Origin of the sequence: Streptomyces spinoverrucosus (genome assembly GCF_015712165.1) — a bacterium.
Lineage (GTDB): Bacteria > Actinomycetota > Actinomycetes > Streptomycetales > Streptomycetaceae > Streptomyces > Streptomyces spinoverrucosus_A.
Window position 1 is genome coordinate 6,620,540 of the sequence record NZ_JADPZX010000001.1, and the last position, 12,581, is coordinate 6,633,120.

A 12,581-nucleotide genomic window follows, 5' to 3' on the forward strand; every position below is an offset into this window, starting at 1 on the left:
TCCGGCGCCGGGGGATTTTCCTGTCCGCCAGTGGAAGGAGCGCGGCTTCTCGTGGGGTCCCATCGCCGCCTTGCACCGTCCGGGTTCGACCGGGGCGCCTGCGTGGCGCGTCTCACCGTCGGCGTACTGTCGGCCGCGGCCGCCGCAGCGGCCGCTGTCGCCGCCGTACCGGCGCAGGCCGCGCCGGCCGACGACACTCGCGCCGAGGTGGACCGCCTCTACGCGGAGGCCGAGAAGGCCACCGAGGCCTACAACGAGGCCGACGAGCGTGCCGACGCCCTGCACGGGCAGGTCGGCCGCGCCCAGGACCGGATCGCCCGGCAGCAGGAGAGCATCAACTCCATGCGTGACGCGCTGGGTTCGCTGGCCGGCGCGCAGTACCGCTCCGGCGGCCTCGACCCCTCCCTCGCCCTGCTGTTCTCCGAGAACCCGGACGAGTACCTCGACAAGGCCGCCGTCCTGGACCGGATCAGCCTCCACCAGGCCGGACAGCTCAGGGACCTCCAGGAGGCCATGCGCGAACTCACCCAGGAGCGCGCCGAGGCCGCCGAGAAGCTCGGCGAACTGGAGAAGAGCCGCAAGGCCGTCGCCTCCCACAAGCGCACCGTCGAGCAGAAGCTCGCCAAGGCCCGCGCACTCCTCAACGCCCTCACCGACGACGAACGCGCCGCCTACGACCGGGCCTCCCGCTCCGGCCGCTCCGACATGCCCGACCTCGGGGGCGCCGTCCCCGCCTCCGGCCGCGCGGCCGCCGCGGTCGCCGCCGCCCGCTCCGCGCTCGGCAGGCCCTACATCTGGGGCGCGGCCGGTCCCAGCGGCTTCGACTGCTCCGGCCTGATGCAGTGGTCGTACGCCCAGGCCGGGATCGCGCTGCCGCGCACCTCGCAGGGCCAGCGCGCGGCCGGCCGCCAGGTCCCGCTCTCCCAGGCCCAGCCCGGCGACCTGATCACCTACCGGTCCGACGCCAGCCATGTCGCGATGTACATGGGCAACGGCCAGGTCGTCCACGCCCCCTACCCGGGCGCGCCGGTGCGCTACGACCCGGTCGGCATGATGCCGGTCTCGGGGGTCACCAGGGTCTGATCGGGCGGCGCGGGCCCCCGTACGATCGGGCGGGTGGCAGGTCGAAGGCGGGCGTCGGGTTCCTCGGTGGTGGCGCTGTGTCTGCTGCTCGTCTCCCTGGTCGCCTGCGGGGGCCGGCCCGCCACCGACAACGCGCGGGCCGACGTACAGCGGCTGCTCGACCGGCGGGCGGCCGCGGTCCTCGACCACGACGAGAGCGGGTACCGGCGGACCGGGTCGGCGGCCGGATTCGCCGACGTGCGCGCACTGCCGCTCGCGGACTGGTCGTACCGGCTGACGGAGCTGCACCGCACCGGCGACCGGGCCACCGCCGACGCCGAACTGCGCTACCGGATCGACGGTTTCGACAAGGCGCCCGTGACGGCCCGACGCACCCTGGAACTGACCCGGGACGCCGACGGCGGGTGGTCCGTCATCTCCGACCGGCCCGCTGGGAACTCCGCCGAACAGCTCTGGGACCGGGGCGCGGTGACCGCCGTCCGCGGCGAGCACAGCCTGGTGCTGGGGGTGGGGCAGTCCCGGGAGGCGCTGGAGCGCTACGCGGAGCTGGGCGACCGGGCCGTGCCCGCGGTATCGAAGGCCTGGGGCACGGACTGGAGCGAGCATGTGGTGGTGCTCGTACCGGAGTCGCTGGAGGGCATGGCAGGACTGCTCGGGTCGCCCGCCTCCTCCTACCGGGGGATCGCCGCCGTGACGACCGGCGAGACGGGGGCCGCGCGGGCGCCCGCCGACCGGATCATCGTCAATCCCGAGGCGTACGACGTCCTGGGCTCCGTCGGCAAGCAGGTGGTCCTCACCCACGAGACCACCCATGTCGCCACCCGCGCCCACACCGACACCGGCACCCCGATGTGGCTGTCCGAGGGGTACGCCGACTGGATCGGCTACCGCGACAGCGGCCGCACCCCGGCCGAGGCCGCGCCCGAGTTGGCGCGCTCGGTGGCCGCCGGGGACGTGCCCGCCACGCTGCCGGACAGCGGCGACTTCGGCTTCACCGGGGACTCGACCGCGCTGGCGCAGGCGTACGAGGGCGGCTGGATGGCCTGCCGGCTGATCGCGGAGCGGTGGGGCGAGGGGCGGCTGGGCGCGTTCTACCGGGCGGTGGGGGCGGAGGGGGTGGACGCCGCCATGACGGACGTGCTCGGGACGTCGCCGGAGGAGTTCACGGGGTGGTGGCGGGAGTATCTGCGGACTCAGTTCGCAGGAGACGGTCCGGCCGCCGGGTGAGGCTCAGCGCGGGCGAGGCTCAGTCGCGCTGAGGAGGCGGTCCGGCCGGGCAGGGCTCAGTCGCGCTGAGGCGGGTCCAGCACTGCGATGGCCTCCCTCAGCCACTCCCGCTCCGCCGCGCCGGTCGCCCGGGCCACCCGCAGCATGCCCTGACGGAACAGATCACCCGCCTCCTCCGCCCGTACGGGATCCCCGTCCCGGTAGAAGAAGCTCGCGGGCATCTCAAGGAAGTCGAGACGGCGGCGCAGGACCGCGGCCTGTTCGCCGCTGTCGGGCAGGTGCCGCAGGAACGCCAGGATCGTGTTGAAGCGGACCTGGTCGGTGATCTCGGCCTGCTTGGGGTGGCGCAGCCGTTCCAGCAGGTCCGCGCGACCCTCGTCGGTGAGGGACAGGGTGCGGCGGGGAGCCGCGCTCGCGCCCGGCTCGGTGTGCTGGTCGAGCTTTCCGGCCGCGACCAGGCGGCTGATCGCCGGGTAGAGGGCGCCGTCGCTGACCGGGCGGACATGGCCGGTCAGGGCCTTGATGCGCTCCTTGAGCTCATAGCCGTGCAACGGCTCCTCGGCCAGGAAGCCCAGGATCGACAGCTCCAGCACGGGGCCCTCCTTGCGGGTGGTCTCGGGCGATGGTACCTCTTGTCGAGTTACCTCGAATCGAGGTACAGCTTTTCAAGGGGGCCTCGCATGGTGAACGCGCACCGCAGACAGCTGATATCGCTCGCCCACCCCGTCTACCTCTCCCTCCTCGCCTCCGTCGCCGCCGGGATCATCAACACCGTCTGGGTCGCCCGGCTCGGCGGCTCGGCCGTGGCCGCCGTGGCCGTCGCGACCAACACCGAGAACGTGCTGCTCGGGGTCGCGCTGGTCTTCGGGTCCGGTACGACCGTGCTGGTCGCGCACGCGCGGGGCGCAGGGGACCGGGCCGCGGCGCGGGCGGCGGTGCGGGGCGGCTGGGCGCTGTGGGCGGTGGTCACGCCGGTGGTGGCGGTGGGCGGGTTCCTGGCGCGTGAGCCGCTGGCCCGGCTGGTGCTGGGCGGCGAGAGCGGTGCTCTCCCCCTGGCCGTCGGCTACTTCGCGATCTCCCTGCCGGGCATGGCCGTCTTCTTCGCGCAGACCCTCGTCGACGGCATCCTCAAGGGCGCGGGCGACACCAGAACCCCCATGCGGCTCGCGTTGCTCGCCAACGGGCTGATCCTGGTGTGCGATCCGTGGCTGATCCGGTGGTACGGCGTCCAGGGCGCCGCCGTCTCGACGGTGCTGTGCCGGTGCGTGGCCCTGGCCGTGGGGCTGGCGGCCCTGCGCCGCAACGCCCTGCTGCGGGAGTGCACGGGGGTGCCCTCGCGGGCCCGGATGCGGGACACGCTGCGGACCGGGCTGCCCATGGCAGCCGACTTCGGGGTGCGGCAGGGCGGAGCGCTGGTGATGGTCGCGATCGTGGCGCGGCTCGGGGTGACGGCCGTGGCCGCGTACGCGATCGCCTACAAGGTCATGTACGTGGCGACGATGGCCTTCTACGCGGTGCGGCAGGCCGCCGCCATCCACACCGCGCACACCCTCGGTGCCGGGCGCGCGCAGGAGCGGCGGGCGATCGGGCGCGAAACCGTGCTCCTGTCGGGCGCGGTGGGCGTGGCGGCCGCACTGGTGCTGGGCCTCGCCGCGCCCTGGATCATGGCCGCCTTCGGCGCCGGGCCCGCCGTCGCCGACGCCGGTGTGCTGTTCCTGCGCTGTGTCGGGCCGTATCTGCTGCTGATGGCGGGGTTCATCGCGCTCGGCGGGGTCTTCGAGGGAAGCGGGGGCGCGCCGGTACTGCTGCGGGTGACCGTGGTGGGCACGGCTGTCCAGCTGCCGTTGGCGTACGGGCTGTCGGGGCTGGGCCTGCCCGGGGTGTGCCTGGCGTTGGCGCTGGCGATGACCGTGCAGTGTGCGGCGGCGTTCCCGCTGTTCCGGCGGCGTCGGGAACCGGTCAGGAATCGAGAAGCGTCGGCGCCCGGGTCGCGCCTAGCGTGACGGTCATGGACCTACGCATCCACGCGAGCTTCCTCCCGCACGACGACCCGGACGCCTCCCTGGCCTTCTACCGCGACACTCTCGGCGTCGAGGTCCGCGACGACGTCGGACACGAGGGGCTGCGCTGGATCACCGTCGGGCCCGTCGGCCGGCCGGCCACGTCCATCGTGCTGCGGCCGCCGGTCACCGACCCCGGCGTCACCGAGGACGAGCGCCGCACCATCGTCGAGATGATGGCCAAGGGAACCTACGCCGGTATCCTCCTCGCCACCCGCGACCTCGACGGCGTCTTCGCCCGGCTGCGGGCCCGCGACGCGGAGATCGCCCAGGAGCCGACCGAGCAGCCGTACGGCGTCCGGGACTGCGCCGTGCGCGATCCCGCGGGCAACCTGATCCGGATCCAGCAGCTCCGCTGAGCGCTGACCTGGACAGACGGCCGGATCGACGAAGGACAATCACGCGTGCCGCTCGAAGCTGGTTGGATCGAGCCGGGTGACGCCGACGGAGGTCGCTGCCGCGGCCGCGCCCCAATGGATGGAGACATGAGCATGCCCACGAGAAAGAACACGCAGTCGCCCGCGCCGCACGCTGCCGACAGCCACGACATGATCCGCGTGCACGGAGCGCGCGAGAACAATCTCAAGGACGTCAGCATCGAGATCCCCAAGCGCAGGCTGACGGTGTTCACCGGCGTGTCCGGCTCGGGCAAGAGCTCGCTGGTGTTCGACACCATCGCCGCCGAGTCGCAGCGGCTGATCAACGAGACGTACAGCGCCTTCCTCCAGGGCTTCATGCCGACCCTGGCGCGGCCGGAGGTCGACGTGCTGGACGGGCTGACGACCGTGATCAGCGTCGACCAGCAGCGGATGGGTGCCGACCCCCGCTCCACGGTCGGTACCGCCACCGACGCCAACGCGATGCTGCGCATCCTCTTCAGCCGGCTCGGCGAGCCGCACATCGGCCCGCCCAGCGCGTACTCCTTCAACACGGCCTCGGTCCGCGCGAGCGGCGCGATCACCGTCGAGCGCGGCAACAAGACCAAGGCGGAGAAGGCGACCTTCCAGCGCACCGGCGGCATGTGCACCCACTGCGAGGGCCGCGGCACGGTCTCCGACATCGACCTCACCCAGCTCTACGACGACTCCAAGTCGCTCTCCGAGGGCGCGTTCACCATCCCCGGCTGGAAGTCGGACAGCCAGTGGACCGTGGGCCTCTACGCCGAGTCCGGTCTCCTCGACCCGCACAAGCCGATCCGCAGGTTCACCAAGAAGGAGATGCAGGACTTCCTCTACGGCGAGCCGCGCAAGGTCAAGGTCAACGGCATCAACCTCACCTACGAAGGCCTGATCCCCAAGATCCAGAAGTCGTTCCTGTCCAAGGACAAGGAGGCGATGCAGCCGCACATCCGGGCGTTCGTGGAGCGGGCCGTCACCTTCACCACCTGCCCCGAGTGCGACGGCACCCGGCTCAGCGAGGGCGCCCGGTCGTCGAAGATCAAGAACGTCAGCATCGCCGACGCCTGCGCGATGGAGATCCGCGACCTGGCCGAATGGGTCCGCGCGCTGACGGAGCCCTCGGTGGCGCCGCTGCTGACCGCGCTGCGGCAGACCCTCGACTCGTTCGTGGAGATCGGCCTCGGCTACCTCTCGCTGGACCGGCCGGCGGGCACCCTGTCGGGCGGTGAGGCACAGCGCGTCAAGATGATCCGCCACCTGGGCTCCGCGCTGACCGACATCACGTACGTCTTCGACGAGCCCACCATCGGCCTGCACCCCCATGACATCCAGCGGATGAACGACCTGCTGCTGCGGCTGCGGGACAAGGGCAACACGGTCCTCGTCGTCGAGCACAAGCCGGAGGCCATCGCGATCGCCGACCACGTCGTCGACCTCGGCCCCGGCGCCGGTACGGCGGGCGGCACCGTCTGCTTCGAGGGCACCGTCGAGGGGCTGCGGGCCAGCGGCACCGTCACCGGACGCCACCTGGACGACCGGGCGGCGCTGAAGGAGACCGTGCGGACACCGAAGGGCACGCTGGAGATCCGCGGCGCGACGGCGAACAACCTCCACGACATCGACGTCGACGTCCCGCTCGGGGTGCTGTGCGTGGTCACCGGCGTCGCCGGGTCCGGCAAGAGCTCGCTCATCCACGGGTCGATTCCGGCGCGCGAAGGCGTGGTGTCCGTCGACCAGAGCCCGATCCGCGGCTCCCGGCGCAGCAACCCGGCGACGTACACCGGACTGCTCGACCCGATCCGCAAGGCGTTCGCCAAGGCCAACGGCGTCAAGCCGGCGCTGTTCAGCGCCAACTCCGAGGGCGCCTGCCCCACCTGCAACGGCGCCGGTGTCATCTACACCGACCTGGCGATGATGGCCGGCGTGGCCACCACCTGCGAGGATTGTGACGGGAAGCGGTTCCAGGCCGAGGTGCTGGAGTACCGGCTCGGCGGCCGCGACATCAGCGAGGTGCTCGCGATGTCGGTGACCGAGGCCGAGGAGTTCTTCCGTGCCGGGGAGGCGGCCACCCCGGCCGCGCACAGGATCCTCGACCGGCTCGCGGACGTCGGGCTCGGCTACCTCACCCTCGGCCAGCCGCTCACCACGCTGTCCGGCGGCGAGCGGCAGCGGCTGAAGCTGGCCACGCACATGGCCGACAAGGGCGGCATCTACGTCCTCGACGAGCCGACGACCGGCCTGCACCTCGCCGACGTCGAGCAGCTGCTCGGCCTGCTCGACCGGCTCGTGGAGTCCGGCAAGTCGGTCATCGTCATCGAGCACCACCAGGCGGTCATGGCGCACGCCGACTGGATCATCGACCTCGGCCCCGGCGCCGGCCACGACGGCGGAAAGATCGTCTTCGAGGGCACGCCGGCCGATCTCGTCGCCGCCCGCTCCACCCTCACCGGCGAGCACCTCGCGGCGTACGTGGGCGGCTGACCCCTTCCCACAGCTGCCCCCTTTCCGCAGCGGCCCGGTATGTGGGCCGGGCCGCTGTGGCAGACTCGTCGGGTGAAACGGCAGGACCTCGACGACCTCGTCCGGCTGCGGCGGGCCCGCGACCGGATGGACCGCGACTACGCCGAGCCGCTCGACGTACCGGCGCTGGCGCGCCAGGCGCTGATGTCGCCGGGGCACTTCTCCCGCAGCTTCCGCGCCGCCTACGGCGAGACGCCGTACAGCTACCTGATGACCCGCCGCATCGAGCGCGCCAAGGCGCTGCTGCGGCGGGGCGACCTCACGGTGACCGAGGTCTGCTTCGCCGTCGGCTGTACGTCGCTGGGCTCGTTCAGCTCGCGCTTCACGGAGCTGGTCGGCGAGAGCCCGAGCGCCTACCGGGCGCGCAGCCACGACGACAGCGCCGCCATCCCGCCGTGCATCGCCAAGATCCACACCCGGCCGGTCAGGAATGGAGAAGCCGGCCGCGTCGATCGGCCGTAGCCTCGGCGGCATGGACATCACGCTCAACACCTGCTTCATCGCCGTCGACGACCACGACAAGGCGCTCGCCTTCTACCGCGACGTGCTCGGCCTGGAGGTGCGCAACGACGTCGGCTTCGAGGGGATGCGCTGGGTGACCGTCGGGTCGCCCACGCAGCCGGACGTGAACATCGTCCTGGAACCGCCCCTCGCCGACCCCAACGCCTCGGTGGCCGACCGGCAGACCATGGCGGAGCTGATGGCCAAGGGCCTGCTGCGGGGCGTCATCTTCGCCACGGCCGACTGCGACGCCACCTTCGAGCGCATCAGCGCCGCCGGCGGCGAGGTGCTGCAGGAGCCCATGGACCAGCCCTACGGCGTCCGCGACTGCGCGTTCCGCGATCCGGCCGGCAACCTGCTGCGCTTCACCCAGCCCCTGGGGAAGTGAGGCCGTGGCGGGCCCCCTTCAGGGGCTCGCCCTCCCGCCCGTCGGTGCGTCGCTCGGCGTCGGCGTCCCGATCGGCGAAGGGTTCCTGCCGCCGGGGCACCGACGTGCGCCACAGCTCGCGGGCCGCGACGAGGGTGGCCAGCACCAGCAGGCCGTTGCGGACGAAGAGCAGGGTGACGCCGAGCGCGTCGCCGGCGACGACGTGCGAGAACCACAGGGGGAACTCCAGCATCGTCACCAGCGACGCCGCCAGGACCAGAGCGGCCGGTACGCGCATGCCGGTGCGGCGGAAGCACAGGCAGACCGCCGCGAGCCCGACCAGCCACACCAGGTACTGCGGGCTGATCACCCGGCTCGTGGTCGTGAACAGCAGCACCGCCACGAAGGCGGCGTCCGCGAGCGTGTGCGCCAGGAACCTCGACGCCCTCAGCCGCCACAGCAGCAGCCAGCCGAAGGCGATCCCGGACAGCGCCAGGGCGGCGCCGCTCACCACGTCGACGTACGGGCCGAGGAACTCCACCGAGCCGTAGTTGAGCAGTACCTGCCCGTCCCAGCCGAAGTGCCGGGCCACATGGAAGACCAGCGCGCCCAGCGACTCCACCTCGGTGCCCCGGTCCCGCTGGAAGGACAGGAACGCGAAGGCACCCGGCATGGCCAGCGCGAACAGCGCCGCCAGCGCCCCCGCCGTCACCACCGCCGCGGCCCACGCCCGGCGCCGCACGGCACCGATCAGCAGCAGCGCCGGCCACACCTTCAGCATCGCCCCGAGGCCCGCCAGCGCCCCCATCAGCCGGGGCCGGCGGGTGCCCGCGAGGAGCGCGGCCACCGCGACGGCCGTGACCATCACGTCGTAGCGCGCGTACACCGTCGGCCCGAGCAGCGGAACGCCCACCGCCCACACCCAGGCGCCGCGCACCGTGCGGCCCGGGCGCAGGCCCGCGTTCAGCAGCAGGGCGAGGACCGCCAGGTCGGCGAGGAAGACCAGGACGAAGAAGGCCTGCGCGTAGTCGAGGAAGAACAGCAGCGCCGGGGAGAGGATCGCGAGGGCGGCCGCGGGCGGGTACTGCCAGGTGACGTCGTCCAGAGGGAACGTTCCGGTGCGCAGCACCTCGTACCAGCCCTGGTAGATCACGGAGACGTCGCTGGTGACGTCCGGGCCGGGGAAGACGTACACCTTGAAGACGAACACGAGCAGCAGCAGCCGGGTCAGGCCCCAGAGCGCGAGCAGTCCGGTCAGGGATCGCGTTCCGTCCGTCCTGTCCACCTGCGCCCCTGTTCGTCACGCGGCCGTGCCGAGCGACGAGTCTACGTTGGGTAGGGTCGGCGCTGATGCGCAAGACCCTCGTCGTCACGAACGACTTCCCGCCCCGACCCGGCGGCATCCAGGCGTTTCTGCACAACATGGCGCTCCGGCTGGATCCCGACCGGCTCGTCGTCTACGCCTCGACCTGGAAGCGGAGCCGCGAGGGCGTCGAGGCCACCGCCGCCTTCGACGCCGAGCAGCCCTTCACCGTCGTACGCGACCGGACGACCATGCTGCTGCCGACGCCCGCCGCCACCCGGCAGGCCGTCGCGCTGCTGCGCGCGCACGGGTGCACGTCGGTGTGGTTCGGGGCGGCGGCGCCGCTCGGGCTGATGGCGCCCGCCCTGCGCAGGGCGGGCGCCGAGCGGCTGGTGGCCACCACCCACGGTCACGAGGCGGGTTGGGCCCAACTGCCCGCCGCCCGGCAGCTGTTGCGCCGGATCGGCGACTCCACCGACACCCTCACCTACCTCGGCGAGTACACCCGCTCCCGGATCGCGGGGGCGCTGACGCCGGACGCGGCCGCCCGGATGGTCCAACTGCCGCCCGGCGTGGACGAGAAGACCTTCCACCCCGGCTCCGGCGGCGACCGCGTCCGGGCCCGGCTCGGGCTCACCGACCGGCCCGTCGTGGTGTGCGTCTCCCGGCTCGTGCCGCGCAAGGGGCAGGACACGCTGATCCTCGCGATGCCGCGCATCCTGGCCAAGGAGCCGGACGCCGTGCTGCTGATCGTCGGGGGCGGGCCGTACGAGGGGGAGCTGCGCAAGCTGGCGCGGGAGACCCGGGTCGAGCGGTCCGTGGTCTTCACCGGCGCCGTGCCCTGGTCGGAGCTGCCCGCCCACTACGGCGCCGGTGACGTCTTCGCCATGCCGTGCCGCACCCGGCGCGGCGGGCTCGACGTCGAGGGGCTCGGCATCGTCTACCTGGAGGCGTCCGCGACCGGACTGCCGGTCGTCGCCGGGGACTCCGGGGGCGCGCCCGATGCCGTGCTCGACGGGGAGACCGGGTGGGTCGTGCGCGGCGGGTCCGTGGAGGACGCCGCCGACCGGATCGTCACCCTCCTCGGGGATGCCGAGCTGCGCCGCCGGATGGGGGAGCGCGGGCGCGCCTGGGTCGAGGAGAAGTGGCGCTGGGATCTGCTGGCGGAGCGGCTCGAGGAGCTGCTGTAGACGCATCGCGGCGCGGGTCCTGTTGCTCCGGACCCGCGCCGTGACGGTACGTCAGACAGCTTGCTACTTCTGGTAGATCGCCTCGATCTCGGACGCGAAGTCCTTCGCCACCACGTTCCGCTTCAGCTTCAGCGAGGGCGTGAGGTGACCGGAGTCCTCGGTGAACTGCGAGTCCAGGATGCGGAACTTGCGTACCGACTCCGCCTTGGACACCGCCGCGTTGCCGTCGTCGACGGCGGACTGGATCGCCGCCAGCAGGTCGGGGTCCTCGCGCAGGGACGCGGCCGTGGAGCCGGCCGGTTTGCCGTGCTCGGCGACCCACCGGCCGAGGAACTCCTCGTCGATGGTGATCAGCGCGCCCACGAACGGCCGCGCGTCACCGACCACCATGCACTCCGCGACCAGCGCGTGCGCCCGGATACGGTCCTCGATCACGGCCGGCGCCACGTTCTTGCCGCCCGCGGTGACGAGGATCTCCTTCTTGCGGCCGGTGATCCGCAGGTACCCGTCCTCGTCGAGGGTGCCGATGTCGCCGGTGTGGAACCAGCCGTCGGCGAGGGCCTCCTCGGTGGCGCCCGGGTTGTTCCAGTACTCCTTGAACAGGTGCTCGCCGTGCAGCAGCACCTCACCGTCGTCCGCGATCCGCACCACCGAACCCGGCAGCGGCTGGCCGACCGTGCCGATCTTCTGCCGGTCCCAGGGGTTGAAGGCGGTGGCGGCACAGGACTCGGTCAGGCCGTAGCCCTCCAGGACCGTGAAGCCGATGCCGCGGAAGAAGTGGCCGAGCCGCTCGCCGAGCGGGGCGCCGCCGGAGATGGCGTACTCGCCGCGGCCGCCGAGGACCGCGCGCAGCTTGCTGTAGACGAGCTTGTCGAAGACCTTGTGCTTGATCTTCAGACCCATGGACGGGCCCGACGGGGTGTCCGTCGCCTTGCTGTACGCGATCGCCGTGTCCGCGGCCTTGTCGAAGATCTTGCCCTTGCCGTCCGCCTGGGCCTTGGCGCGGGCCGAGTTGTAGACCTTCTCGAAGACACGCGGCACACCGAGGATCAACGTCGGCCGGAACGCGGCCAGTTCGTCGGTGAGGTTCTTGATGTCCGGGACACAGCCCAGCTTGATCGGCGCCATCATCGGCGCGACCTGCACCAGCCGGCCGAAGACGTGGGCGAGCGGCAGGAAGAGCAGCACACTGCACTCGCCGGTGCGGAACAGGGGCCGCAGCCGCTCGACGATGTTGCCGCATTCCGCGAAGAAGCTGCGGTGGGTGAGCACACAGCCCTTGGGGCGGCCGGTGGTTCCGGAGGTGTAGACGATCGTCGCGGGGTCGTCGGCCTTCGCCAGCGAGCTGCGCTCCTCGACGGCCGCGTCGCTGACGTCCTTGCCCAGGCGGCCCAGTTCGTCGATGCCGCCGCCCTCGATCTGGAAGACCTGCTTGAGCTCGGGCAGCCGGTCGCGCACCGACTCCACGGCGGCCGTGTGGTTGTCCAGCTCGACGATGCAGGCGGTCGCGCCCGAGTCGCTGAGGATCCACTGCACCTGCTCCGGCGAGCTGGTCTCGTAGACCGGTACGGTGACCGCGCCCGCGCTCCAGATCGCGAAGTCGAGCAGCGTCCACTCGTAGCGGGTACGGGACATCAGGCCGACCCGGTCGCCCGGCCGCACGCCGGAGGCGATCAGGCCCTTGGCGGCGGCCCGGACCTCGTCGAGGAAGGCGGTGGCCGTCACGTCCTGCCAGGCGCCGCCGACCTTGCGGGCGATCACGGCGACGTCCGGATGCTGCGCGGCGTTTCTGCGGACGATGTCCGTCAGATTGCCGTCCGAGGGGACCTCGTACAAAGCCGGAAGGCTGAACTCGCGCAAGACTGCTGCTCCTCATAGGGCGCCGGCGCCACGACGTTGTGTGATGCGACGGTCCGGTCCAAGGCTCGGGCA

Annotated in this window: 11 protein-coding genes; 8 read left to right on the forward strand and 3 right to left on the reverse strand. The window is 72.3% G+C overall.

All coding sequences use genetic code 11. The features are described from left to right. Positions 1 to 51 precede the first annotated feature (51 nt). Positions 52 to 1,083, forward strand: a complete 1,032-nt coding sequence (locus I2W78_RS30050; RefSeq protein ID WP_196463376.1) for a C40 family peptidase — start codon at positions 52 to 54, stop codon at positions 1,081 to 1,083. Positions 1,084 to 1,116: 33 nt separating this feature from the next. Beyond that, the gene (locus I2W78_RS30055) at positions 1,117 to 2,310 is read left to right on the forward strand and encodes a hypothetical protein (protein ID WP_196463377.1); all 1,194 of its coding nucleotides are present in this window, start codon (positions 1,117 to 1,119) and stop codon (positions 2,308 to 2,310) included. Between the two features lie 56 nt (positions 2,311 to 2,366). Here I2W78_RS30055 and I2W78_RS30060 read toward each other — a convergent pair whose 3' ends face one another. Beyond that, positions 2,367 to 2,903 (reverse strand): PadR family transcriptional regulator, encoded by a 537-nt coding sequence (locus I2W78_RS30060; protein WP_196463378.1) that lies wholly within the window; start codon positions 2,901 to 2,903, stop codon positions 2,367 to 2,369. 90 nt (positions 2,904 to 2,993) lie between these two features. Here I2W78_RS30060 and I2W78_RS30065 point away from each other — a divergent pair, with 90 nt between their 5' ends. From I2W78_RS30065 to I2W78_RS30085, 5 genes are all read left to right on the forward strand, one after another. Then, entirely contained in the window at positions 2,994 to 4,313 is a 1,320-nt protein-coding gene (locus I2W78_RS30065; protein WP_196464780.1) for an MATE family efflux transporter, read from the forward strand. A gap of 5 nt (positions 4,314 to 4,318) precedes the next feature. Next, complete coding sequence (locus I2W78_RS30070) at positions 4,319 to 4,729, forward strand: VOC family protein (RefSeq protein ID WP_196463379.1); 411 nt, start codon at positions 4,319 to 4,321, stop codon at positions 4,727 to 4,729. A gap of 126 nt (positions 4,730 to 4,855) precedes the next feature. After that, positions 4,856 to 7,249 carry an ATP-binding cassette domain-containing protein gene (locus tag I2W78_RS30075; RefSeq protein WP_196463380.1) on the forward strand — a complete coding sequence of 798 codons (2,394 nt, stop codon included), beginning with the start codon at positions 4,856 to 4,858 and terminating at the stop codon, positions 7,247 to 7,249. A 39-nt stretch (positions 7,250 to 7,288) separates the two neighbouring features. After that, positions 7,289 to 7,750 carry a helix-turn-helix transcriptional regulator gene (locus tag I2W78_RS30080; protein ID WP_196463381.1) on the forward strand — a complete coding sequence of 154 codons (462 nt, stop codon included), beginning with the start codon at positions 7,289 to 7,291 and terminating at the stop codon, positions 7,748 to 7,750. A 10-nt stretch (positions 7,751 to 7,760) separates the two neighbouring features. After that, complete coding sequence (locus tag I2W78_RS30085) at positions 7,761 to 8,177, forward strand: VOC family protein (RefSeq protein ID WP_196463382.1); 417 nt, start codon at positions 7,761 to 7,763, stop codon at positions 8,175 to 8,177. Here the strand turns inward: I2W78_RS30085 and I2W78_RS30090 are convergent. Further along, complete coding sequence (locus I2W78_RS30090; protein WP_196463383.1) at positions 8,155 to 9,441, reverse strand: glycosyltransferase 87 family protein; 1,287 nt, start codon at positions 9,439 to 9,441, stop codon at positions 8,155 to 8,157. The genes I2W78_RS30085 and I2W78_RS30090 overlap by 23 nt on opposite strands. Positions 9,442 to 9,506: 65 nt before the next feature. Here I2W78_RS30090 and I2W78_RS30095 point away from each other — a divergent pair, with 65 nt between their 5' ends. Next, on the forward strand, positions 9,507 to 10,649 hold the full coding sequence (locus I2W78_RS30095; RefSeq protein WP_196463384.1) for a glycosyltransferase family 4 protein: 1,143 nt from the start codon (positions 9,507 to 9,509) through the stop codon (positions 10,647 to 10,649). Between the two features lie 63 nt (positions 10,650 to 10,712). Here I2W78_RS30095 and I2W78_RS30100 read toward each other — a convergent pair whose 3' ends face one another. Continuing rightward, positions 10,713 to 12,509, reverse strand: coding sequence for an AMP-dependent synthetase/ligase (locus I2W78_RS30100; RefSeq protein ID WP_196463385.1), 1,797 nt, complete (start codon positions 12,507 to 12,509; stop codon positions 10,713 to 10,715). Positions 12,510 to 12,581: the final 72 nt, after the last annotated feature.

Coding starts and splice junctions, on each gene's coding strand:
- I2W78_RS30075 (WP_196463380.1), top strand. CDS start 4,856: ATGAGCATGCCCACGAGAAAGAACACGCAGTCGCCCGCGCCGCACGCT.
- I2W78_RS30070 (WP_196463379.1), top strand. CDS start 4,319: ATGGACCTACGCATCCACGCGAGCTTCCTCCCGCACGACGACCCGGAC.
- I2W78_RS30095 (WP_196463384.1), top strand. CDS start 9,507: ATGCGCAAGACCCTCGTCGTCACGAACGACTTCCCGCCCCGACCCGGC.
- I2W78_RS30080 (WP_196463381.1), top strand. CDS start 7,289: ATGTGGGCCGGGCCGCTGTGGCAGACTCGTCGGGTGAAACGGCAGGAC.
- I2W78_RS30085 (WP_196463382.1), top strand. CDS start 7,761: ATGGACATCACGCTCAACACCTGCTTCATCGCCGTCGACGACCACGAC.